The sequence below is a fragment of the Sphingomonas sp. Xoc002 genome (genome assembly GCF_050408055.1).
GTDB classification, from domain to species: Bacteria; Pseudomonadota; Alphaproteobacteria; order Sphingomonadales; family Sphingomonadaceae; genus Sphingomonas; species Sphingomonas yabuuchiae.
The window spans coordinates 988805-1011484 of record NZ_CP191175.1 but is presented as its reverse complement, the minus strand read 5'-3'; the positions used below and the strand labels follow the sequence as shown (position 1 = coordinate 1011484).

The window sequence follows — 22680 nt, the reverse complement described above, 5'->3', positions numbered from 1 at the left end:
CCCGCCCGTTGCATCAGAAGGACAGCTTCAGCCCGGCACGATAGGACTGGTTGCGCACATCGTCGCGTCCGACCGTCGAGTCCGCCGCCAGCGAGACGGTGGCCCGGCCCGAACGATAGGCCACCCCCGCACTGATCTCGCCCCAGTCGCGGTCCTGCCGTGCGGTCAGGAAGCGGGCCTGCGCCCGCGTGCCGCCGACGAATCCGGCGTTGAAATAGCCCGGCCGCCCCTCGAAATCATGGACATAATAGGCCGAGGCGAAGGGGCGGACGCCGCCTTGCGTCGCGTCGATCTGAAGCCCCGCACGGCCCTGCACGCTCAGGAATCGGTCGCGACCATAGGTCAGCGCCGGACCGCTGCCCGTTTCGCCGGTGGGGGTGAAGTCGATGCTGCCGGTACGGATCGCCACGCGCGGGCCGAAACGCAGCGCCCCGCTGCCCTTCATATAGCTCGCCCCCACTTCGCTCGACAGCGCCAGCGCATTGTCGCGCGAGCGCAAGTCGAAGGGCGTGCCGACGAAGCTGCCCTGCCGCCGGGTCGAGGACCGGTACACGCCCGCGCCGAACTGCGCATCCAGCGCCGGGCCGAGCGTACCGCCGAGCCGTCCGTAGAGCGTGCCCTGGATCAGCTCGCCCCTGGCCGACTGGCCGAGCCGCTGGTCGCCATCGATATCCGAATAGGACAGGCCGAAGCCCAGTGCGCCCGTGTCCGACACCCGCGCTTCGACACCGCCCGCGATGTAGAAGCCGTCGAACGGATCGCGACCGCCGACCGTGCCGGGCATCGCCGCGCCAGAGCCGTCGATATAGCCGCCCGCCAGATAGGCCGAGACATTGTCGGGCAGCATGTTTTCGCGGACCATGCTGGTCGGCGTGTCGCTGACCGTCTGGGGACGACCGGGTGCGGCGATGGCGTTGGCGGCGAACTCCAGCGGCTTGCCGATCATCGCGACCGTGCCGCCCGCAAAGCCGTCCGGCGTCATCGCGGTCAGGCGATCGCGATAGAAGCGTGCGATATTGTCGGTCGCGGTGGTGCCGATCGCCCGGCGGGTCGTCTCGCTGCGCGGCGCAATCGCCTCCAGGCTGCCGCGGATCGTCCCGACATCCTGCAGGTCGAGCAGGTCGTAGGTCCCGCGCAAGCTCGCATAAGCGGAGCGGTTGGCGTCGAGCAGACGCGCATAGGCGGTCTGCACCGGCGTCGCCGCGACGACACTGGCATAGGGCCGCGCGCCCACCGCCGCCGTCACCCGGCCCGTGCCATAGCTGAGTTCGGGATAGAGGATCGCACTGAAGGCGGTGGTGCTGCCGAAGCTGCCGGTAATGCCGTTCGACGCGGTGAGGAGCGTATAGCTGTCGCCATAGCGCGGCACATAGTTGACCGGGCGCAAGGTCAGGTTGCCGCCGCCCAGCACGATGCTGCGCGCCGCCAGTTGGTCGGAGGTGCCGGCGGGGCCGATATCGGCGACGAACTGGCTGCCCGATCCCAGGCTGGCGGTCCCTGCCACGGTCAGCGTCCCGAACGCGCCGGTGCTGCCCGGCGAGACGATGCCGCCCGACCCGGCGGTCAGCGATGCGACGCTGCCATTGCCTGCGACGATGCCGCCCGACACCGCCGTCACCGCCGAGCGGGTCAGGCTGCCGTCCACGGTCAGCTGCCCCTGCTCGACACGGGTCGGGCCGCTATAGCTGTTGGCGGCGGTCAGGATCAGCTCGCCGTCGCCGCGCTTGACCAGGCCGCCGATATCGTTGGGGAAGCCTGCCAGCACTTCGGCCGAATAACGGTCGCGCGCGTCGGTGATCGGGTTGCTCCAGATATCGGTCGTGCCCGATGCGACCGTGACTTCGCGCGTGTCGCGCAGTGCGGTCGGCCCGCGCAGCGCCACCGCCATCTGCGGCGCGCCCCAGCCCGAGCGCAGGTCGACGCCCGGCGTGTCGAGGTCCCTGGAACTGGACACGAGGATGTCGGAGATCAGCCCGGTCTTATATTCGGGGAAATACTCCATCAGCAGCGCGGCGAAGCCCGAGACATTGGGCGCCGCCATCGACGTGCCGGTCAGCGCGGCATAGCCCGGCCCGGTGAAGCTGATGTATTTCTGAAGCTCGGCGGTGATCAGCGTATTGGCCTGGGTCAGTACCGAGGTGGAGAAGTCGCGTCCCAGCAAAGTGACATTGCCGGGAATGGTCAGGATCTGCGCCAGACGGCTGGTATAGCCATCGGGATCGGGCGTCATGAACCGCGCGCCGTAAGCCAGCGAGATGCCGACCGCCTGTTGTGCCGCCTTGGTCCGCTCGGCCTCCTCGTCAAAGGGGCGGCCGAGTGTCTGGGCGATGTCGCGCCGGACGAGATAGTCGGTCAGCACGCCCAGCCACGCATTGACCGCCGCCGTCTGCAACTGGGCCAGCGTCGTTGCGGCATAGATGGTCGGGTACATGGCGCGGGTGTATTTCGCGCGGATCGCGGTGCCGTCGACCAGATAGGTCTGCGCCGCGGACACGACCGAACTGCCCGGCCCCGACACGCACCAGGTCGCGGTCTGGCCGCACAGGCTGGTGCTGGACGCGGCCGTGCCGTTCGCCAGATAGTTGGTGACCGACAACCAGTTGGAACGCAGCCGCAGGTCATTGAGCGGCGTGACCGCATCGACACTGGCATGGACGCCGCCGCCATTGCCCGCCGAGAAGACGACCAGCACGTCATTCTTCAGGACCGGATCATAGAGGCCGTTCAGCGTCTGCTGAAACGCACCGCGCGCCTGGGACGGGGTCAGCGTATAGGGCTGGGTCGAGGTCGAGCCCCAGCTGTTGTTGATGATCCGAACCCGCCCGGTATTGGCGAGCGCCGGGATATTCTCCTGCGCGGTGGCGACCATGACGTTGTCGAGGATCTGGTCGCGCCACCACAGGAAATCGCCCGCCGCGAAATTGGTCGTCGCCGACAGGATGTTCGCGCCGAACGCGTTGCCGAACATCACCCCGTTCGCCAGCCGGTCGCCCGCCGCCGTGCCCGCGACATGGGTACCGTGGATTTCCCAGGGCCGTCGCGGATTGACCATGCCGTCATTGCCATAGGTCGCGGGGACGGGCGTGCGCAGCCCTGCAATCTTGCCCGATCCCGCAAAGGACGGATGGCTCATCATCACGCCCGCGTCGTTGATCCCGATCGTCTGTCCCTTGCCCGACAGGCCGAGGACATAAGCATATTCCAGGCCCAGATAGCCCTTGGTGTAATCGACCGAGAATTGCTTGTCCTGCCGCCACGACGCCAGCGCCGCACTATAGTCCGCCGTTCGCTGGCCATTGGCCATCACATAGCCGCCGGTCGGTGCAGGCGGCACATATTGGCTCTGCGCGGATGCCGAGCCCGCCTGAACCACGCAAAAGGACGCGATCGCCCACAGCGATACGCGAGAAACGCCCACCCCCACACTATTTCCCTTAATTCCGATTAATAACATGGTCTTATCGGTGACACGGGTTTCATGGCACCAAAGGACTGTCAACTCCGGTAACGGATGAATTACAATGGTTTGTGAAGTTTTCCTGTTTCGACTCCGCAACAATGGCGGATAACGTAGGGGAATGAATAAGGCGGGTCCCCGCAGCATTGCGGGCCCTCCTGCTCCTTATCGATGCAGACGGCGCAGCGAGCGAATCGCTCGGCGCAATGCGCTCGGTCGGCCCTAAGGCCTGCCACCTTCCCGTTGGGGTGAAGACAGGGTGCGAACGACCGCCGCCAGCGCGTCGTCGCGGCGGGCCGCCAGTTCGTCCGCCGACACCTTCGCCAGATCGAACCGCAACTCGTGCATGGTCATGCCGGAGCGGTACCCTTCGGGCCAGACGGCGGTCTGCTCGAAGCCGCAGCGCAGGAAGAAGGGCGCCACCCGGGGCGAGGTGTCGACCGTGACATAGCGCGTCACCGGCCGCGCATGGACCGCGACATGGTGCAACCGCGCCAGCAGCAACAGCCGCCCCAGACCACCGCCGTGCCAGGCTGGCGCCGCCATGCCCCAATAGAGCAGCGCCTTGTTGTAATGCTCCCAGACCTCATAACCGCCGAACGCCGCCGCGCGTCCATCGATCGCAACGACAAAGGCGGGGCCATCGGGCTCGTCCAGCGTCTCGATCAGCCAGTCGCGGTCTCCCGCCCCGAAATAGTCGGCGCGGTTGGCGTCGAAGATGGCCAGCACGTCGTCGCGGTCGGTCTGCGCATAGGGGCGGACGACGACGTCCCTCATGCCCATAGCGCCACCGTCTCGATCGCCCTGCCGTCGTCGCGGGTCCAGCAATGCGCGTCTCGCTCTCCCTGCCGCTGCGCGGTCGCCTGCCGGTCGTCGATCAGCCGCGTCTCGATCGTCTCGGCAGCAATATGCCGGGGGTCGCCGATCAGCTTGGCATAGGCCTCCTTGATCGTCCAACGGCGCAGCCATTGGCGCGACGGATCGGGCGCGTCACGCACAGCACGCGCCTCCGCCGGGGTCAGCATGTCCCAGAGCGGCGGGGCATCGTCGACGATCTCGCGGTCCACCGCGATGGGCTGCCGCGCCGCCGCGATCAGGCATGCCGCCCCTCGTCCGGCAAGGCCGATATACCAGCCTTGCGGGGCCGCGACCTGCGGTTGGCCGGTCGCACTCCGCGCCAGCCGGACCGGTCCGCCTGCCAGCCGGGCGAGCAACGCTTCAACCAGCGGCGCGCGCTTCCCCCGCCCCGGATCGGCCGTGCGCCAGATGACGGGGGCTTGGCCGTCCCACTCCAGCCGGTCGAGCGGCCCGTCATGGCGCAGCGGCATCATGCCTCGGTGACGATCCGAGCCGGGCTGCCCTCCCAATTGGTGCCATCGGGCAGCGTCTCACCCTTCATGACGACCGACAGGTCGCCCAACTGCGCATCCGCACCCACTTCGGCATCGTACAGCACGATCGCCAGCGAGCCGATGGTGGCACGGTCGCCGACCTTGATCGCACCGACCTTCATCACCCGGTCCTCGAACAGATGGGTCTGGAGCCCGGCATAATCGTTCAGCGCGACATCGTCGCCGATCGTGACCAGGTCATGCTCGGTCAGGTCGGTGGTATCGATATAGCAGCGCTTGCCGACCTTGGCGCCCATCAGCCGGAGGTAGAGCCCGATCCAGGGCGTGCCGCGCAACGGCTCCAGCAGGTTGGCGACCGCGAGATTCTCATAGGTCGCGGTGACCAGCTCGGTGCGCCAGACGAAGGTGCTCCACAAGGGCGCGGTTCGTGCCCGGTAGCGCCCGACCACCAGCCACTTCAGCGCCAGCACGAACGCACCGCATGCCAGGCAGAAGCCGACATAGAGGAACGGGAAGGCCGAGATGATGACCAGCCCGCCGCGCTCCAGATCGTCGAGATCGCCGACCACCGACAAGAGCGCGCTGAAGAACACCAGAAAGGCGGTAAGCGACAGGGTGGTGCGGATCGCCTCGATCGACAGGCGTGTCGCGATCAGGCCTCGCGACGGATTGAAGCGCGCGCCCTCGTCGAACATCGTCGCCACCTGCCGCACCGGCAGCTTGATGGCGGGCGATCCGAACCAGGTGCTGCCCGCCTCGGTCGCGAGGCTGGGGTCCTCGGGCGGCTTGGACAGGACGCCGATCAGCACCTCGTCGCCGATCTGCGCGCCGGTGGGCAGCAGCGCGGAATTGCCGATGAAGCTGCGACGGCCGATCTTGGTATGCGCCAGTTCGATGGTGCCATGGCCGATCTTGGCCGCGCCGAAGATCACCGAGTCCGCGATGAAGCTTTCCGGTCCGATCTCGACCAGATCGGGGACGATGGCGCTGGCCGTCGAAATCTCCGCCCGCCGCCCGACCTTCACGCCCAGCGCCCGGTACCAAGGGATGACATAGAGTGTGGCGAAGATCGGGTGGAGCAGCCGCAGCGCCAGGTCGTTGATCTGCCGGACCATCCAGTAACGGACATAGAACCAGCTATCGAGGCGATAGACGCCGGGCTTCACCCGGCCCAGGATCAGCCGCTTGGCCAGCACGGTCAGCACGCACATCATGACGATATAGGTCGCGGCGAGCAGCGGCGAGACGAGCATATAGCCGTAACCGGTCGTCGCCCAATCCAGCTCGATCAGCGCGATCAGGCCCGGCGCGATCGGCAGGATGGCGATGATCGGCAGCAGCAGCGCGCCGATGAAGATCGCCAGCGACGGCCCGGCCCGCTTGCCCGTCGTGACGACCTCGCCCGGCTCGACCATCCGGTCGAAGGCGGCGGGCGAACCGGTCCAGCGTTGCCCAGCCGGGATCACCGTCTCGGCGGGAAGCGCGGCCATGTCGTCGAGGATCGCATCATCCTCCAGCGCCGAATTGCGGCCGACCACCGACTGGCCGCCGACGAATGCGCGGTCGCCCAGCGTCACCGTGCCCAACCGCAGCAATCCCCGCTCGACCGAGCTGGTCGCCATCACCGCCTGATCGCTGACGATGGCATCGTCGCCGCAGGCGAAGAGGTCGGCGGTGTCGATGACGCCGTTGCCGATATAGGCACGCTTGCCGATCTTCGCGCCCAGCATCCGGTAATAGCCCCGAATCATCGGTGTGCCTGCGAGATAGGGCGTCGCCGTCACCGCGATGATCCGCCGCACCAGCCACCAGCGGAAATAGGTGCCACCCCATAGCGGATAGTCCCCCGCCTTGAACCGCCCCGCGATCAGCCACTTGGCGGCAATCGAGAACAGCATCGAGGCGACCGGCACGATGGTGAAGAACAAGGCGCTCAGGATCAGCGCGTCGATGCGCGGCATCCGTCCGGCCAGATGGGTATAGGCCACATAGGGGAAGAACCATTGCAGCCCGGCAATGGTATAGACGGGCAGCAGCGCGACCGTCTGTGCCGCGACGCACAGCCAGCGCTTCCATTCGGGCACACGGTGGAAGCTTGCCTCGGTCTGAACCGCGACCGCCGCAGCGCCGCCGATCCGGGTCGCCAGCGCGCGGATGGTTGGGGCGGCGTAGAGGTCTTCCAGCGACAGCCCCTCCAGCCCCGCGACCTTGCGCGCCGCCGAGACGAGGCGCGCGGCCTTCAGAGAGTGACCGCCCAGATCCTCGAACAGATCGTCGGTGACGGACACCGGCTGCGGCGCGAAGGCTTCGGTCCAGATGGCGTGGAGCTTTTCCTCCATCGGCGTGGCGGGCGCTTCGAGCGTGCGGCCGGTGTCGACTGTGATTTCCGGCTTTATTAGCGCCTTGCGATCGACTTTGCCCGAGGCGGGCAAGGTCGGCAGCGCCGCCATCACCTGATAGGCGGCGGGGCGCATATAATTGGGAAGGCGTTCGGTGACGCGTGCCTTGATGTCGGCGATGTCGATCGTCTCACCGCTGCGCGCCACGAGGAAGGCGGCGAGAAACTCCGAACCATCGGCGTCGGTGAACAGATGGACGACCGCCTGCGCGACGCCCGGTGCCTCGCCGATCACCGCCTCGATCTCGGCGAGTTCGACGCGGAAGCCGCGAATTTTCACCTGGGTGTCGATGCGCCCGACGAAATCGATGTCGCCTGCCGCGTCGAGCCGAACCAGGTCGCCCGAACGATAGATACGCTCCGGCCCGCCCGACACGGTGTCGAACGGGGTCATGGTGAACTTCTCGGCCGTCAGGTCGGGGCGGTTGACGTAACCGACGCCGACGCCGGGGCCGCCGATGACCAGTTCGCCCTCCTGCCCCGCCTCGACCGGCTGCAACGCCTCATCGACGATCCAGGCGGTATAGCCGGGCAACGGCTTGCCGATGGTGATGCGCTTGCCCGGCTGCACCTCGGTCCAGGTCGCCGTCACCGAGGTCTCGGTCGGGCCATAGGTGTTGAGCAACCGCAGGCCGGGCCGCGCCAGACGGCGCGGCAGGTCGGCGGGGCACGCCTCACCGCCCATGTTGATCAGGCGAAGCGTCGGCACCGGATGCTCGACCAGCGCGATCAACGAGGGAACGACATGCCAGATGGTCGTCTTTTCCGCCGCCAGCGCGACGGCGACGTCGGGCCCGCTCGCGGCCAGCGGCTCGGTCGCGACGAGCAGCTTGGCGCCGACGAAGAACGCGCTCCACATCGTCTCGACCGACATGTCGAAGGCCAGGCTGAACCCGCCGAACACGATGTCGTCGGGCTCCAGCGCCAGGATCGCGCTTTCGGAGCGGACCAGGTGACAGGCATTGGCATGGGTGATCATCACCCCCTTGGGCCGCCCGGTCGTGCCCGAGGTATAGATGATATAGGCCAGATCCTGTGGGTCCGATCCCGTCACCTGGCGCCCCATCGGCACCGGCGGCTCGGCGGCCAGGTCACCCAGCTCGGCATCCAGCGCCAGCGTCGCGCCCGGTATCTCCGCCGCCCGTGCGCCGGTGGTGATGGTCAACGCGGCGCCGCTATCCTCGATGATGAAGGCGATGCGGTCCTGCGGATAGCCCCAGTCTACGGGCACATAGGCCGCACCGGCGCGCAACACGCCCAGGATCGCCATATACTGGTCGAGCCCGCGCGGCAGGCACAGGACGACGCGGTCGCCCTTCCCCACGCCCTGCGCCCGCAGCCGGTGCGCCAGGGACAGGCTGCGCTGCGCCAGCATGTCATAGGTCCATTCGGTCGAGCGGCCGAATTCCTCATCCGCGCCGATCAGCTTCAGCGCGGTCGTCCAGCCGCGCGTCCGGCAGGTTGCGTCGAACAGCTCGTGCAGCAGCTCGTCACGGGCATAGGGCCGGTCGGGACGCAGCGCCGGGGCCGGGGCGATCGCGGCGTGGATGCTCGGGGCGGCGGGGGCTTCGGTTTCTCCGAGCATCAACGGACTTTCTTGCGCAAGGACATTTACGGGACGGCTCAGCTGCGCCGGATCAGCGCTCGCGACAATCGCCGGTCCTCCAGCGAATAATAGAGCCAGATGCCATCCTCGGCGACCACGACCGAGGCGGCGAAGGCGATATCGGTCGCGCCGCGATCATCGGCGGGGGGCGGCAGGATCAGCGGTTCGATCCCGCGCGCGACGACGCGGGTATAATGCTCGTCGAACGCGACCCAGCCGATCCGCCAGCGCGCATCGCGGGTCGCGCCGTTGTAGAACATCACCGGGCAGTTCTTGTCGTCGGTCAGCAGCGGGCCGGTCGACAGATGCCAGTCGTCCCAGCTCTTCTCGCGCGGCATGAAGGGCGTCGGCTGCTCGGTCCATGGCCCCGCCACATCCTCGCCGATCGCCAAGCCGATGCGCGATGCCTCGTCCGCGGCATATTCGTAGAACAGCCGCCAGCGCCCGTCCGCCGTCCGGTCGACCGTCGCCTCCTTGGTATTGCCCTCCGACTTGGAGGACGCGAGCGCGACGCCGCTCTTCTCCAACCGGTCGATCGACGGCCCGGCGGCATAGGACAGCTCGCCATGCGCGTGATCGGCCAGCACGCCCGAATAATAGACGATATAGCCATCCTCGGTGCGCACGACCGTCGGATCCTCGACCCCGCCCGCATCATGTTCGCCCGGCCCCGGCGCGATGGACGGCGCATCGAGCATCGTGAAATGCCGCCCGTCCTCGCTCCATCCGGCCCAGATCACGCCGGTATCGGTCAGCGTCTCGCCCTGCGGCACGACGGCGCGGACCATCATGCCCCAGCGGCCATCGGCCTCGCGCCAGACATAGGGGCTCATCAGGTCGCGGGCCATCAGCTCCGGCGGGCCGTCGAGCGTCACCTCCTCGATCCGCTTGACGTTGAAGTCGAGGTCGAGCGGCGCATCGGCCACCTGGTCCTTGCGATGCGGATCGGCGACCGAGCTGTTCAGATCGGCCCCCGTCATGCGCCGAGCGCCTGCATCAGCGACAGACCGCCGTCGATGACGATCCGCGCGCCGGTGATGTAGCGTGCCTTGTCGGAGGCGAGGAAGACGGCGAGGTCCGCGACCTCCGACGCCTTGCCCGCGCGGCCCATCGGGATGTTCTTCTCCAGGCTGGCGCGATAGGCCGGATCGGCCTGCGCCTTGGCGTTCATCGGGGTCAGGATCATGCCCGGCTCGATCGCATTCACCCGGACACCGCGCGCGGCCTCCTCGATGGCCAGCGTCTCGACCAGCGTGGTCAGCCCGCCCTTGGCCGCGCAATAATCCGCACCGCCCGCGCGCACCGCATAGGCGTGGATCGACGAGATCTGCAGGATCGTCGCATCCCCCTTCGCCTCGCCCCGCCCGGTCAGGAAGCGACGCGAGGTCAGGAAGGCACCGGTCAGGTCGGTGTCGATCATCCGCTGCCAATGCGCCAGCGTCATGTCGCGGACAGCAACGCCCGCCATGTTGACCCCGGCGGAATTGACCAGCACGTCGGCCGCGCCCCATTGCTTCTCGACGGTGGCAAAGGCCCGGTCGACCGAGGCTTCGTCATCGACGCCGACCTGCACCGTCATCGCCTCGCCGCCTGCCTTGCGCACCGCCTCGGCGGAAATATCGGCAGCGCCCTGATCGCTGTGGAACAGGATCGCGACCCTGGCCCCGGTCGCGCCGAACGCCTCGGCACAGGCCGCGCCGATCCCGGACTCGGCTCCCGTCACGATTACCGTCTGCGCTGCCACCGGCCTTCTCCTATATGGGATGAACGCCGGTAACGATTTCCATGCTGGATCGTTGCTGAACGGGAATGACATTAAAAATCCGTCATTCATCGCTATCCCCATGTCCATGATGCCCGCTCATCGCCGCGCCCGCATCGGGGGCGAAGCGCCGGTTCCAGATGACCGCCGAGGCCGAGATGATCGCCACCACGATGAACGCCGCCGAGAAGCTGTTCAGCGTCGGCCCGCCCTTCCCCTCGACCAGCGAACCCAGCTCCAGCACGGTCGCGGCGGTGCAGATGCCCAGCGACAGGGTCAGCTGCTGGAAGGTCGCGTAGAAGCTGGTCGCGGCACTCATCCGGTCCTTGTCCACATCGGCATAGGCGATGGCGTTGAAGCCCGTGAACTGGAACGAGGTGAAGAAGCCCGACAGCGCCAGGATGAAGGTGATGAGCGGGATCGACCAGTCGGGGCGGAAGAAGGCACAGGTCGCATAGCCCGCACTACTCGCCAGACCCGACACGATCAGGCTGCGGCGAAAGCCCCAGCGACGCAGGACGCGCGGCGCAAGCGCCTTCATCGCCAGCGCACCGACCGCACCCGCCATGGTGATCGTGCCCGTCTTGGCGGCACTGAGGCCGAAGCCGAGCTGGAACATCAGCGGCAGCAAGAAGGGCTGCGCCCCTTGCGTGATCCGGGTCAGCGAACCGCCGATCACCGACAGGCGAAAGGTCGGCACCCGCATCAGCGTGGGGTCGAGGATCGGGTCGGTCGTATGCCGCGCATGGCGGATATAAAGCCATCCGAGGACCGCGCCGATCACCAACAGGCCAATCGCGACCAGGCCGGTGCCGGGGCGGCTGGCCAGTTCGAACCCGAACAACAGACAACCGAGCGAGATGCCCGACAGGAAGAAGCCCGACACGTCGAACCGCAACCGCGCATAGCCGCGCACCTCGGGCACCAGCATCCACGCGCCGATCATGCCGACGATGCCGATCGGAATGTTGAGATAGAAGATCCAGCGCCAATCGAGCCACGTCACGATGAACCCGCCCAGCGGCGGCCCCAGGATCGGCCCGATCAGCGCGGGCATGACCAGCCAGGACAGCGCCTGCACCATGTCCGCCTTGGCGACGGTGCGCAGCAGGACCAGCCGCCCGACCGGCACCATCATCGCGCCGCCAATGCCTTGCAGGAAACGCGCGGCGACCAATGTGGGCAGCGACCCCGACTGCGCGCACAGGATCGATCCGAGCAGGAACACCCCGATCGCCGAGCAGAAGATGGTGCGCGACCCGAACTTGTCGGCCAGCGTCCCGCTGGCGGGAATGAACAGCGCCAGCGCGAGCAGATAGCTGGTCAGCGCCAGGCTGAGGCTGGTGGCGGGGGTCGCCAGATCGCGGGCCATGGTGGGAAGCGCGACGGTCAGGACGGTGCCGTCGAGTTGCTGCATGAACAGCGCGGAGGCGACGACGAGCGCGATGACACGGTAGCCACGGGTCTGCACCGGCTCTTCCGAACGGGGGGCGCCGCTGGTCACCGCCTCGACGCCGGGAGCCAGCCCGTCATTCACATCCGCACTCATCGAAGCCAGGTTACGCCGTCGCCACCGCATGTCATTCCGTTCGTCAATCGCGCACCCCCAATGTCCTAAAACGCGATAGCGCCCCCTGCGATCAAGGCCCGTGACGAAGTTTTGCCCATGTTGGCCAATAATTTCGAGTTCCTCCCCTTGCAGGGGAGGAATGAACCCTTCTGCCATTCTCATACGCCACCTGCCCCGCCCGCCGCCCGGATCGCCTCGGTCGCCAAGGCATGAACGGAACGGTGCCAAATCACCCGAGTTTGGAAACGGTCCAAGCAAAGGGTCCTTTCCGCCGATGCCGACGATCACCACCGACCATCTTTCCATCGCCTGCGACCTGTACGGATCGGAAGGGGCGCCCGTCGTCCTGCTGCTTCATGGCTGGCCCGACGATGCGACCACCTGGGACCGGGTCGCGCCGCGTCTGGCGCAGGCGGGCCTGCGTGTCGTCGTGCCCACCCTGCGCGGGTTCGGGGCGACGCGGTTCCGCCATGACCACACGCCCCGCACCGGTGACAGCGCGATCCTGGCACTGGATGCGATCGCGCTGATGGATGCGCTGGGTATCGACCGGTTCATGGTCGCCGGCCATGACTGGGGCAGCAACATCGCCGAGGCGCTGGCCGTGGGCTGGCCCGAGCGGGTGCGCAGGCTGGCGATGCTCAGCACCCCGCCGCGCCTGGGGGGCATGCCGACCCCGTCCTTCGACCAGGCGCAGCGGCAATGGTATCACTGGTTCATGGCGACCCGGCGCGGCGCACAGGCGGTGCGCGACGACCGGCGCGGCTTTGCCCATATCCACTGGCTCAATTGGTCGCCGCCCGGCTGGTTCGACGAGGCGACGTTCAACCGCGTCGCCAAGTCCTTCGACAATCCCGACTGGCCGGCCGTGACGATCCACAGCTATCGCGCCCGCTGGGACGAGGCGCAGCCCGACCCGCGCGGGACATGGCTGGCCGACCGGGTAAAGGCGACGAAGACGCTGGCGCTGCCGACGCTCTATCTGCACGGAGAGGTCGACGGGGTGAACCCGCCCTCCACGGCGCGCGACGTGCCGGGCAAGTTCAGCGGGCCGTTCACGATGGTCGAACTGCCCGGCGTCGGCCATTTCCCGCAGCGCGAGAATCCCGAGGCGGTGACGCGGCACCTGATCGAGCTGTTCGTCGATGCCGAGGAGGATCAGGGTCATTGGAAGATCGCCGCCGGGGTCGCTGCGGCGGGGCTGTTGGCGGCGGCGATTGGCTTCGCCTGCACACGGCGCGGGGAGGACGAACAATCCTCCCCGGAACGGGGAGGTGGCAGCGCGCAGCGCTGACGGAGGGGGGCTTCCCCATGGGATGCCCCTAGCGGCACGCCCCCTCCACCAGCTTCGCTGGTCCCCCTCCCCGTACCGGGGAGGATTAATCTTGCCCCACTCCCTGCGTCATGCGACATCGCTCCCCAGGGTGTTCGTGGACAAGTCACGGGCAGGATGATCGTTGGTCGGGCCGCCAGCGAGGATCAGTCCTGCCGGAGCCATGGCCATGTCCCACCCGACGCGCATCAGCGCGATCCGTCGTTTCCTCGACTCCCAGACCTCGGCCGGACTGGTGCTGATGGCCGCCGCCGCCGTTGCGCTGGTCCTCGCCAATTCGCCGCTATCCGCCGGATATGCCGGACTGCTCCACCGGCATTGGGGACCGCTGTCGGTCGAGCATTGGATCAATGACGGCCTGATGGCGGTGTTCTTCCTGCTGGTCGGGCTGGAGATCAAGCGCGAGGTGCTGGACGGGCAGCTGTCCACCTGGCCGCGCCGTATCCTGCCGGGGTTGGCCGCGCTGGGGGGCATGGTGGTGCCCGCGCTGATCTATCTCGCCTTCAATCGCGGCGACACCGCGTCCGGCTGGGCGATCCCGGCGGCGACCGACATCGCCTTTGCGCTGGCCGTCATTCGGCTGGTCGGCGACCGGGTTCCCGCGTCGCTGCGCGTCTTTCTGGCGGCGCTGGCGATCATCGACGATCTGGGCGCGGTCGCGGTGATCGCGGCCTTTTATTCCTCGTCGCTGTCGCTGGTCGATCTGGGCGGGGCCGCCGCGATGCTGGCGTTACTGGTGGCGTTCAACCGGGCGGGCGTGAAGCGGCTGTCGCCCTATCTGCTCGTCGGGCTGGTCCTGTGGGTCTTCATGATCCGGTCGGGCATCCACGCCACCATCGCGGGCGTCCTGCTGGCCTTCACCATCCCGATGACCCGTACCCCGGCCCGCCCGGATGGCGAGGTCGATACGCACGACAGCCCGCTCCATCGGCTGGAACATGCGCTGCACAAGCCCGTGGGTTTCCTGATCGTGCCGATCTTCGGGCTGGCCAATGCCGGAGTGCCGGTGCTGGGATTGCCGGTGAGCGCCTTTGCCGCGCCGGTCACGCTGGGCGTCGGGCTGGGGCTGTTGCTCGGCAAGGTCGTCGGCGTGTTCGGCATGACGATGCTGGCGGTACGGATCGGGATCGCCGACGCACCCGCCCATGCCACGACGACCCAGATGCTGGGGACCGCGCTCCTTTGCGGCATCGGCTTTACGATGAGCATCTTCATCACGCTGCTCGCCTTTCCCGGCGATCCGCTGCTCCAGGCGGAGGCCAAGCTGGGGGTGCTGGCGGGATCGCTGGTGGCGGGGCTGCTAGGTTACGGGCTTCTGCGCCGGGCCGCCCGATGACGCTTGCGTGAGCCGAGCCGGGTCGCCATCCTGCCGACTTCGGAACAAGGGGGGACGGCGATGCGGTGGCTGGCGGCAACGGGTTTGATAGTGCTGGCAAGCCCGGCGATCGCGCAACAGATGACGCCGCCGGTCGCGGCCAAGAAGCCCTATCAAGTCCCTTCGCCCCATGGCGCGCGGGAGGATGAATATTACTGGCTGCGCGACGACACCCGGAAGAACCCGGAGATGCTCGCCTATCTGAACGCCGAGAATGCCTATGCCGATGCGCAACTGGCCGCGCTGAAACCGCTCGAGGCGAAACTCTACGCCGATACGGTCGCCCATATCAAACAGGATGACAGCAGCGTTCCGTACCGCAAGAACGGATATTGGTATTCGTCGCGCTTCGCGACCGGCGCCGACTATCCGCTGATCGAACGCCGCCAGGGCAGCGCCACCGCGCCCGCCACCATCTTGTTCGACCAGCCCGCCATGGCGAAGGGCCACAATTTCTTCTCGCTGTCCGACTGGGCGGTCAGCCCCGACAACAGGCTGGTCGCCTGGGCCGAGGACACGGTCGGGCGGCGGCAATATGTGCTGAAGGTCAAGGATATCGCGACCGGGCGCATTTACGAAGACACGATCACCAATATCGAGCCGAACATCGTCTGGGCGGCGGACAATCGCACCATCCTCTACATCGCCAAGGACCCCACGACGCTGCGCGGCTATCGTGCGATGGCCCATGTGCTCGGCACGCCGGTCAGCGCCGACCGGATGCTGTACGAGGAGAAGGACGACACCTTCAGCATCGGCGTCGGCCGGACGACCGACGACCGCTATATCTGTATCGGCGTCCAGAGCACGGTCAGCGACGAGCAACGCTGTGCCCCCGCCGCCCGGCCGACCGCCTTCACCGTCATCGCGCCGCGTGAGCGCGAGTTCCGTTATAGCGCCGACCATCTGGGTCATCGCTGGATCATCCGCACCAATCGCGGCGCGAAGAACTACAAGCTGGTGACGCTGGCCGATGCCCACATGGCCAGGGGGACCGCCGCCTGGCGCGACCTGGTGCCCGGCAGCGACGCCGTGTTCATCGAGGCGTTCAAGCCGTTCAACGGCTTCGTCGCGATCGACCAGCGCGAGGGCGGCAACCGCATGATCCGCCTGCTGACCGATGCGGGCAAGTCCGTGCCCGTCAGGGCGGACGAGCCCGCCTATCGCATGGGCCTGTCGATCAACGAAGAGCCGGACACGCCCTGGGTCCGCTATACCTATGGCTCGCTGGTCACGCCGACCACGACCTATGAGATCAATGCCCGCACCGGCGAGCGCCGGACGCTGAAGGTCACGCCGGTCCCCGGCTACGACCCGGCGCTCTATGTCACCGAACGGGTCTGGGCACCCGCCCGCGACGGGACGCGCATCCCGGTGTCGATCGTCTACCGCAAGGGCGTGAAGCGCGACGGTACCGCGCCGCTCTTCCAATATGCCTATGGCAGTTACGGCATCTCGACCGATCCCTCGGTCGATGCGGGGCGGATCGGATTGCTCGACCGGGGCGTGGTCTATGCCATCGCGCATATCCGCGGCGGGCAGGAAATGGGGCGCGGCTGGTATGATGACGGCCATCTACTGAACAAGAAGAACAGCTTCACCGACTTCATCGACGTGACCCGCTATCTGGTCGCGCAGAAATATGCCGCGCCCGGCCGGGTGGCGGCAATGGGCGGCAGCGCGGGCGGGCTGCTGATGGGCGGCGTCGCGAACATGGCGCCGCAGGATTACAAGCTGATCATCGCGCAGGTGCCGTTCGTCGACGTGGTCACGACGATGCTCGACGCCTCGATCCCGCTGACGACCTTCGAATATGACGAATGGGGCAATCCGGCGAACAAGCCCTATTACGACTATATGCTCAGCTACTCGCCCTACGACAATGTCGCAGGCAAAGCCTATCCGGCGCTCTATGTCGGCACCGGCCTGTGGGACAGCCAGGTGCAATATTACGAGCCCGCCAAATGGGTCGCCCGGCTGCGCGCGAAGAAGACCGATACCAATCCGCTGCTGTTCCGGGTGAACATGGAGGCCGGGCATGGCGGCAAGTCGGGGCGGTTCGAGCGGATACGGCAGAATGCGGAGTGGCAGGCGTTCATGCTGTCGCAGCTGGGGGCGGCTGGGTCGTAATTTCCGAGGTTTCAGCCCGTGTGGCCTGCCCTCCCCCAACCCCTCCCGCCTGCGGGAGGGGAGTTCGTAAGGTACGCGTGGCGAGCAAATGCTCTTCTAACGCCCCTCCCGCAGGCGAGTTTCAGGTCGGTCATGCCCCCGGCATGACCTAAACGATGCGGGGCATCGTTTACCTGAAACTGGGCTGGGGGAGGGAAAGGCCCCAAGCGAAGTCACCGGTGGTGAGGCTCTTCCCCCCACCCCCACACCCCGCTACGCATCACATATGATACGGCTCGGCTGGCTCATCCTGGGATGCCTGTTCGTCGCGCTCGGCGTGATCGGGGCGATCCTGCCGCTGATGCCGACGACGATCTTCCTGATCCTGGCGGCAGGCTGTTTCGCGCGGTCCTCGCCCCGGCTGGAGGCGTGGTTGCTCGACCATCCCCGCTTCGGCCCGACCCTACGCGCGTGGCGGCAGGACGGCGCGATCGGGCGGCGGGGAAAGGCGATGGCGTGCGCGGGCATGACGCTGGGTTATGGCCTGTTCCTGCTGGGGGCACGGCCGCACTGGCCGTTGGCGTTGCTGGTCGCCACCCTCATGGCGGGCTGCGCAATTTTTGTCCTGACCCGCCCGGCCGCCTGAACCGGCTTGCGCGATCAATATACGGACCATATACGCTTCATATATGGGTATCGTAAAAATCGACGACCAGCTTCACAAAGAAATCCGCCGCGCCAGCACGGTCATGTGCCGCTCGATCAACGCGCAGGCGGAATTCTGGATGAAGATGGGCATGCTGGCCGAGGCCAATCCGACGCTGACCTTCCACGAGATCGTAAAGGCGCAGATGGCCGCCGCCGATTTCCCCCTGCCGCAACCGCTGGTCGCCTGACATGGTGAAGACGGCAGAGGAACTGGCGCTGATGCGCGTCTCCGGGCGCTTGCTGGCGCAGGTGTTCGAGATGCTCGACGGGGTGAGCCTGTCCGGCATGTCGACGCTGGCGATCAACGATCTGGTCGAGCGTTACATCACCCACGACCTGTCCGCGCGGCCCGCGAGCAAGGGGCAGTATGGCTTTGCCTATGTGCTCAACAGTTCGATCAACCAGGTTGTCTGCCACGGCGTGCCGAGCGCGGAGGACGTGATCACGGACGGCAATATCGTCAATCTGGACATCACGCTGGAAAAGAACGGCTTCATCGCGGATTCGAGCAAGACCTATATGGTCGGCGAGGTGTCGCCGGGCGCGAGACGGCTGGTCCGCGTGACGCAGGAAGCGATGTGGAAAGGCATCCGCCAGGTGCGCCCCGGCGCGCGACTGGGCGATGTCGGCGCGGCGATCGAGAAACATGCCAAGGCGAACGGCTATTCGGTGGTGCGCGACTATTGCGGCCACGGCATCGGGCGCGAGATGCACGAGGCGCCGGATGTGATGCATTTCGGGCGTCCGGGCACGGGCGTGCCTCTGCGCGAAGGCATGACCTTCACCATCGAGCCGATGATCAACCAGGGCACGCGCAAGGTATCGACCAGCGATGACGGCTGGACGGTGGTGACCGATGACGGAAAGCTGTCGGCGCAGTTCGAGCATACGGTCGCGGTGACGAAGACCGGGGTCGAGGTGCTGACCCTGCGGACGGGGGAGAAGGTGGGCTGACGTAATTCCTCCCCTGTAAGGGGAGGTGGCAGGGCGAAGCCCTGACGGAGGGGTGTCGCGCTATCGAGAGGGTTACACCCCTCCGACGCGCTACGCGCGCCACCTCCCCTTCCAGGGGAGGAATTTTCACCCCTCCACCCGCAACCGATACCCCACACCCAGTTCGTTCGCGATGACACTCCCGACCGGCTGTGGCGCCTCCAGCTTCTGGCGCAGGTTGCGCACGACGATGCGCAGGTAATCGATACGCGGGTCCTCGTCCCCGCCCCAGGCGGCGTCGATGATCTTGTCATGCGTCACCACCCGACCGGGATGGCGCGCCAGCACGGCCAGCACGTCATATTCCTTGCGGGTCAGATGCTGTTCCTCGCCACCTCGCGTCACGACGCGCCGGTCGAGATCGATCGCCAGATCGCCGGTCCGCACCACGCTGGGTGCCGCCTCCGCCGCACGTCGGTGCCGCAACGCCACGCGCAACCGCGCCAGCAATTCGTCCGTGTCGAACGGCTTGGTGACATAATCGTCCGCCCCCAGATCGAGCGCGGCGACCTTTTCCTCGGTCGCCTCGCGCGCCGAGACGACCAGGATCACCCGCTCCGCCCCGCGCAACAGCGGGATTAGGCTCAGCCCGTCACGGTCGGGCAGCCCCAGGTCGAGCAGCACCGCATCGGGATGGTCCGCCGCCGCGCGCGCCAGCGCCTCGCGCCCGTCGCGCGCTTCGACCACCAGATGCCCCGCCTGCTCCAGCGTGTTGCGCAGCAGGCGACGGATCGCGACTTCGTCGTCCACCACCAGGATCGTCGCGAGCATCAGGCCATTCCCTCCGGCGCACCCTCGCGCATGATATGGTTGCGCGGGAAGCAGAGCGCGAAGGCCGCGCCCTCGCCATCCTCGCGGTTGCCCGCCTCTACGCCCAGACCCATGGCCTCGGCAAAGGCCTTGACGATGGCGAGGCCGAGACCCGTGCCGCCCGCCACCCGGTCCGAGCCTTCCAGCCGCCGGAACGTCTCGAACACTTCCGCTTCACGACCGGGCGGCAGGCCGGGGCCATGGTCGAGCACCGACAGGCGCAAGGTGCCGTGGCGGTGCCGCCCCTCGATCACGATCTCGGTCCCCGGATCGCCATAGCGCCCGGCATTGTCGAGCAGGTTGAGCAGGCAATGATGCAGCAGCTGCGGATCGGCACGGACCAATGGCAGGTCGGGCGGCACGTCGAGGCGTACCGAATGCCCCTCCAGCGCGCGGCGGGCGTCATGCGCCGCGCCGGTCACCGCATCGCTCAGGTCGATCGCCTCGATCTTCAACTTGAGCGCCCCCGCCTCGACCCGCGCCATGTCGAGCAGGTTGGCGACGAAGCGATTGAGCCGCGCCGCCTCGCCCTCGATGGTCGAAATCAGCTCGGGCGTCGCGCCCTGCCGTAGTTGCGCGGCGGCGGCCATCACGGCGGTCAGCGGCGTGCGCAGATCATGGCTGACCGAAGACAACAGGGCCGCCCGGAGCCGGTCGCGAGTACGCACCGCATCGACGTCGCGCACCTCCGCCTCCAGCCGCAGCCGTTCGAGGATCAGCGCGGCCTGGTCGATCAATCCGGTCAGCAGCGGCAGCCGGTCGGCGCGCACCGGCTCGCCCCCCGCCTCGCGCGCCAGACCCAGCACGGCGAGCGTCCGGTTGCCCGCTTTCAACGGCTGAAACAACCATTCGGACGCGGCCAGCGTCGCCGATCCCTTGCCCGCAGGCGTGCCGGTATCGAATGCCCAGTGGGCAGCGGCCATCTCCATCGTCTCCAGCCGGTAATCGGGCTTGGTCGCCGCCTGTACCGCCAGTCCGGCGGGCGACGGGGTGAGCAGCACCGCCTGCACCTCGAACAGCCTGGCGATGTCTTCACAGATGACACGCGAGGCCTCGGCCGGGTCGGCCAGACCACTCAGCCGGTGGAGGAAGCCAGCCAGCGTCGCATTGTCGCGTGCGCTGCTCGCCGCGAGGTCGGCCTGCGCCCGCACGCGCGAGGTCAGCTGGCTGGTCGCGACGGCGACGCCCAGCAGGACGAAGATCGAGATGACGTTTTCGGGATTGCTGACGCTCAGCGTGCCTACGGGGGGCAGGAAGAAGAAGTTATAGGCCAGGCTCGATGCCAATCCCGCGAACAGACCCGTGCGCAGGCCATAGAGGCTCGCCGCCGCCATGACCGGCAACAGATAGAGCAAAGCGACATTGCCGAGGTTCAGGATGTGGAACAGCGCGCTCGCCAGCCCGGTGACGCCCGTCACCCCCGCCAGCGTCAGCGCATAGCCGGTGGGCGATCCCCATTGCCCGCGCCTTTTAGCCCGCTCGCGCTCGACCGGGACTTCGCCGACCGGCAGGACATGGACGGTGACGCCGGGCGTCTCGCGCACCAGCCGGTCGACGACCGAGCCATGGCGCAGCTCGAACAAGCGCGAGCGCTTGGCCTTGCCGACGACCAGCTGCGTGGCGCGGGCATCGGTCAGGAAGGCGCGGATACCCTCGACGACGCTGGGCGCGGGCACGGTGGCGACCGCCGCGCCCAGCTGTGTCGCCAGGGTCATGGTCGCGGCCAGCCGCCGATGCTGCGCCTCGCCCAGGGTCGCGGTGCGCGGCGTGTCGATGAACAAGGCGGTCCAGGGCGCGCGGAGCGCGTCGGCGGCGCGCTTGGCGGCGCGGACCAGTTCGTCGGCACCGGGCAGTTCGCTGACCGCGACGACCAGCCGCTCGCCCGCCGCCCATTGCCCGCCGACGCCCAGCGACCGGACATGGTCGAGCATCTGCGCATCGACCGCCTGCGCCGCCCTTCGCAGCGCCAGTTCGCGCAAGGCCGACAGGTTGGACTTGGAGAAGAAATGCGACAGCGCGCGCGTCGCTTCCTGCGGCAGATAGACCTTGCCCGCCTTCAACCGCTCGATCAGTTCGTCGGGGGGAATGTCGACCACCTCGATCTCGGCGGCCTCCAATATGCGGTCGGGCACCGTCTCGCGCACGCGGACGCGGGTGAAGCTGGCGACGACGTCGTTCAGGCTCTCGACGTGCTGGATATTGACCGTCGAATAGACGTCGATCCCGGCCGCCAGCAGCTCCTCGACATCCTGATAGCGTTTGGGATGGCGGCTGCCCGGCGCATTGGTGTGCGCCAGTTCGTCGACCAGTGCGAGACGCGGCGCGCGCGCCAGGACCGCGTCGATGTCCATCTCGTGCAGCGTCCGCCCCTCATAGGGGACGGCACGGCGCGGCATGACCTCCTGCCCCCGGACCAGCGCCTCGGTCTCGACGCGGCCGTGGGTTTCGACGACCGCGACGACGACATCGACACCGTCGCGACGGCGGGCGGCGCCCTCGGACAGCATCTCGAACGTCTTGCCGACGCCGGGTGCCGCCCCGAGGAAGATTTTCAGGCGGCCGCGCCCCTCGCGCTCGGCGGCGCGCAGCAGGGCATCGGGATCGGGGCGCGGCTCGCCTGCCGTCATCGCTTGGAAGCAGCGTCCAGCGCGCGATTGAGGGCGAGGACGTTGACATGCGGGTCACCCAGTACCGAGCCCTCGGTCTTTGCAACGACCAGCGCGCGAACCTGCTCGACACCCAGACCCCGGACGCGGGCGATACGGGCAGCCTGTGCCAGCGCGGCTTCGGGCGACAGATCGGGATCGAGGCCCGAACCGCTGGTGGTGACGAGGTCGGCGGGTATCGCCCCCATCACGCCTTCGGCGCGACGCTTGGCGACATCGGCCTTCACCCGGTCGGCCAGTGCCTTCGACGTAGGCCCGAGGTTCGAGCCGGACGAGGCCAGCCCGTCATAGCCCTTGCCCGCCGCAGAGGGGCGCGTCTGGAAATAGCGCTCGCTGACGAACGCCTGTCCCACGACCTCGGAGCCGATCACCCGGCCGCCGACCTGCACCAAACTGCCATTCGCCTGATGCGGGAAGATCGCCTGACCGATCCCGGTCATCGCTAGCGGATAGGCGATCCCCAGGAGAGCGGCGAACAAGATCGTCATGACGATCGCGGGCCGCAAGGCGGAAGTGAAATCCTTACCCATGACAATGCTTC

The 22680-nt window shown here is 67.5% G+C and carries 16 protein-coding genes; 6 read left to right on the top strand and 10 right to left on the bottom strand.

Annotated features, from left to right (window positions below; translation table 11 throughout):
- Nucleotides 1–13: 13 nt before the first annotated feature.
- The 7 genes from ACQR50_RS04725 to ACQR50_RS04695 form a co-directional block, all read right to left on the bottom strand.
- Entirely contained in the window at nucleotides 14–3418 is a 3405-nt protein-coding gene (locus tag ACQR50_RS04725) for a S8 family serine peptidase (RefSeq protein WP_428969994.1), read from the bottom strand.
- A 261-nt stretch (nucleotides 3419–3679) separates the two neighbouring features.
- Nucleotides 3680–4234, bottom strand: a complete 555-nt coding sequence (locus ACQR50_RS04720) for a GNAT family N-acetyltransferase (protein ID WP_428969993.1) — start codon at nucleotides 4232–4234, stop codon at nucleotides 3680–3682.
- Entirely contained in the window at nucleotides 4231–4788 is a 558-nt protein-coding gene (locus ACQR50_RS04715) for a 4'-phosphopantetheinyl transferase superfamily protein (RefSeq protein ID WP_428969992.1), read from the bottom strand. The genes ACQR50_RS04720 and ACQR50_RS04715 overlap by 4 nt, the downstream gene beginning before the upstream one ends.
- Nucleotides 4785–8792 (bottom strand): Pls/PosA family non-ribosomal peptide synthetase, encoded by a 4008-nt coding sequence (locus tag ACQR50_RS04710; RefSeq protein WP_428969991.1) that lies wholly within the window; start codon nucleotides 8790–8792, stop codon nucleotides 4785–4787. Before ACQR50_RS04710 ends, ACQR50_RS04715 begins: the two co-directional genes overlap by 4 nt.
- A 38-nt stretch (nucleotides 8793–8830) precedes the next feature.
- Nucleotides 8831–9793 (bottom strand): glycosidase, encoded by a 963-nt coding sequence (locus tag ACQR50_RS04705; RefSeq protein ID WP_428969990.1) that lies wholly within the window; start codon nucleotides 9791–9793, stop codon nucleotides 8831–8833.
- Nucleotides 9790–10557 (bottom strand): SDR family oxidoreductase, encoded by a 768-nt coding sequence (locus ACQR50_RS04700; RefSeq protein ID WP_428969989.1) that lies wholly within the window; start codon nucleotides 10555–10557, stop codon nucleotides 9790–9792. Before ACQR50_RS04700 ends, ACQR50_RS04705 begins: the two co-directional genes overlap by 4 nt.
- Before the next feature lie 82 nt (nucleotides 10558–10639).
- On the bottom strand, nucleotides 10640–12124 hold the full coding sequence (locus ACQR50_RS04695; RefSeq protein WP_428969988.1) for an MFS transporter: 1485 nt from the start codon (nucleotides 12122–12124) through the stop codon (nucleotides 10640–10642).
- Between the two features lie 295 nt (nucleotides 12125–12419).
- On the opposite strand from ACQR50_RS04695, the gene ACQR50_RS04690 reads away from it, so the two are divergent.
- The 6 genes from ACQR50_RS04690 (at nucleotide 12420) to map (ending at nucleotide 18624) form a co-directional block, all read left to right on the top strand.
- On the top strand, nucleotides 12420–13439 hold the full coding sequence (locus ACQR50_RS04690; RefSeq protein ID WP_428969987.1) for an alpha/beta fold hydrolase: 1020 nt from the start codon (nucleotides 12420–12422) through the stop codon (nucleotides 13437–13439).
- Nucleotides 13440–13647: 208 nt separating this feature from the next.
- Complete coding sequence (nhaA, locus tag ACQR50_RS04685) at nucleotides 13648–14814, top strand: Na+/H+ antiporter NhaA (protein ID WP_428969986.1); 1167 nt, start codon at nucleotides 13648–13650, stop codon at nucleotides 14812–14814.
- A 60-nt stretch (nucleotides 14815–14874) separates the two neighbouring features.
- Nucleotides 14875–16983 (top strand): S9 family peptidase, encoded by a 2109-nt coding sequence (locus tag ACQR50_RS04680; protein WP_428969985.1) that lies wholly within the window; start codon nucleotides 14875–14877, stop codon nucleotides 16981–16983.
- Nucleotides 16984–17248: 265 nt separating this feature from the next.
- Entirely contained in the window at nucleotides 17249–17608 is a 360-nt protein-coding gene (locus tag ACQR50_RS04675; RefSeq protein ID WP_428969984.1) for a YbaN family protein, read from the top strand.
- Between the two features lie 43 nt (nucleotides 17609–17651).
- On the top strand, nucleotides 17652–17858 hold the full coding sequence (locus ACQR50_RS04670) for a ParD-like family protein (RefSeq protein ID WP_428969983.1): 207 nt from the start codon (nucleotides 17652–17654) through the stop codon (nucleotides 17856–17858).
- A 1-nt stretch (nucleotide 17859) separates the two neighbouring features.
- Complete coding sequence (map, locus tag ACQR50_RS04665) at nucleotides 17860–18624, top strand: type I methionyl aminopeptidase (protein WP_428969982.1); 765 nt, start codon at nucleotides 17860–17862, stop codon at nucleotides 18622–18624.
- A 126-nt stretch (nucleotides 18625–18750) separates the two neighbouring features.
- On the opposite strand, the gene ACQR50_RS04660 is transcribed toward map, so the two are convergent.
- The 3 genes from ACQR50_RS04660 to kdpC are packed head-to-tail and all read right to left on the bottom strand — an operon-like array spanning nucleotide 18751 to nucleotide 22669.
- On the bottom strand, nucleotides 18751–19434 hold the full coding sequence (locus tag ACQR50_RS04660) for a response regulator transcription factor (RefSeq protein WP_428969981.1): 684 nt from the start codon (nucleotides 19432–19434) through the stop codon (nucleotides 18751–18753).
- Nucleotides 19434–22100, bottom strand: a complete 2667-nt coding sequence (locus ACQR50_RS04655; RefSeq protein ID WP_428969980.1) for a DUF4118 domain-containing protein — start codon at nucleotides 22098–22100, stop codon at nucleotides 19434–19436. The genes ACQR50_RS04660 and ACQR50_RS04655 overlap by 1 nt, the downstream gene beginning before the upstream one ends.
- The gene (kdpC, locus tag ACQR50_RS04650) at nucleotides 22097–22669 is read right to left on the bottom strand and encodes a potassium-transporting ATPase subunit KdpC (protein ID WP_428969979.1); all 573 of its coding nucleotides are present in this window, start codon (nucleotides 22667–22669) and stop codon (nucleotides 22097–22099) included. Before kdpC ends, ACQR50_RS04655 begins: the two co-directional genes overlap by 4 nt.
- Nucleotides 22670–22680 lie beyond the last annotated feature (11 nt).

Coding starts and splice junctions, on each gene's coding strand:
- ACQR50_RS04660 (WP_428969981.1), bottom strand. CDS start 19,434: ATGCTCGCGACGATCCTGGTGGTGGACGACGAAGTCGCGATCCGTCGC.
- ACQR50_RS04655 (WP_428969980.1), bottom strand. CDS start 22,100: ATGACGGCAGGCGAGCCGCGCCCCGATCCCGATGCCCTGCTGCGCGCC.
- map (WP_428969982.1), top strand. CDS start 17,860: ATGGTGAAGACGGCAGAGGAACTGGCGCTGATGCGCGTCTCCGGGCGC.
- nhaA (WP_428969986.1), top strand. CDS start 13,648: ATGTCCCACCCGACGCGCATCAGCGCGATCCGTCGTTTCCTCGACTCC.
- ACQR50_RS04670 (WP_428969983.1), top strand. CDS start 17,652: ATGGGTATCGTAAAAATCGACGACCAGCTTCACAAAGAAATCCGCCGC.
- kdpC (WP_428969979.1), bottom strand. CDS start 22,669: ATGGGTAAGGATTTCACTTCCGCCTTGCGGCCCGCGATCGTCATGACG.
- ACQR50_RS04710 (WP_428969991.1), bottom strand. CDS start 8,792: ATGCTCGGAGAAACCGAAGCCCCCGCCGCCCCGAGCATCCACGCCGCG.
- ACQR50_RS04705 (WP_428969990.1), bottom strand. CDS start 9,793: ATGACGGGGGCCGATCTGAACAGCTCGGTCGCCGATCCGCATCGCAAG.
- ACQR50_RS04695 (WP_428969988.1), bottom strand. CDS start 12,124: ATGAGTGCGGATGTGAATGACGGGCTGGCTCCCGGCGTCGAGGCGGTG.
- ACQR50_RS04680 (WP_428969985.1), top strand. CDS start 14,875: ATGCGGTGGCTGGCGGCAACGGGTTTGATAGTGCTGGCAAGCCCGGCG.
- ACQR50_RS04675 (WP_428969984.1), top strand. CDS start 17,249: ATGATACGGCTCGGCTGGCTCATCCTGGGATGCCTGTTCGTCGCGCTC.
- ACQR50_RS04720 (WP_428969993.1), bottom strand. CDS start 4,234: ATGAGGGACGTCGTCGTCCGCCCCTATGCGCAGACCGACCGCGACGAC.
- ACQR50_RS04690 (WP_428969987.1), top strand. CDS start 12,420: ATGCCGACGATCACCACCGACCATCTTTCCATCGCCTGCGACCTGTAC.
- ACQR50_RS04715 (WP_428969992.1), bottom strand. CDS start 4,788: ATGATGCCGCTGCGCCATGACGGGCCGCTCGACCGGCTGGAGTGGGAC.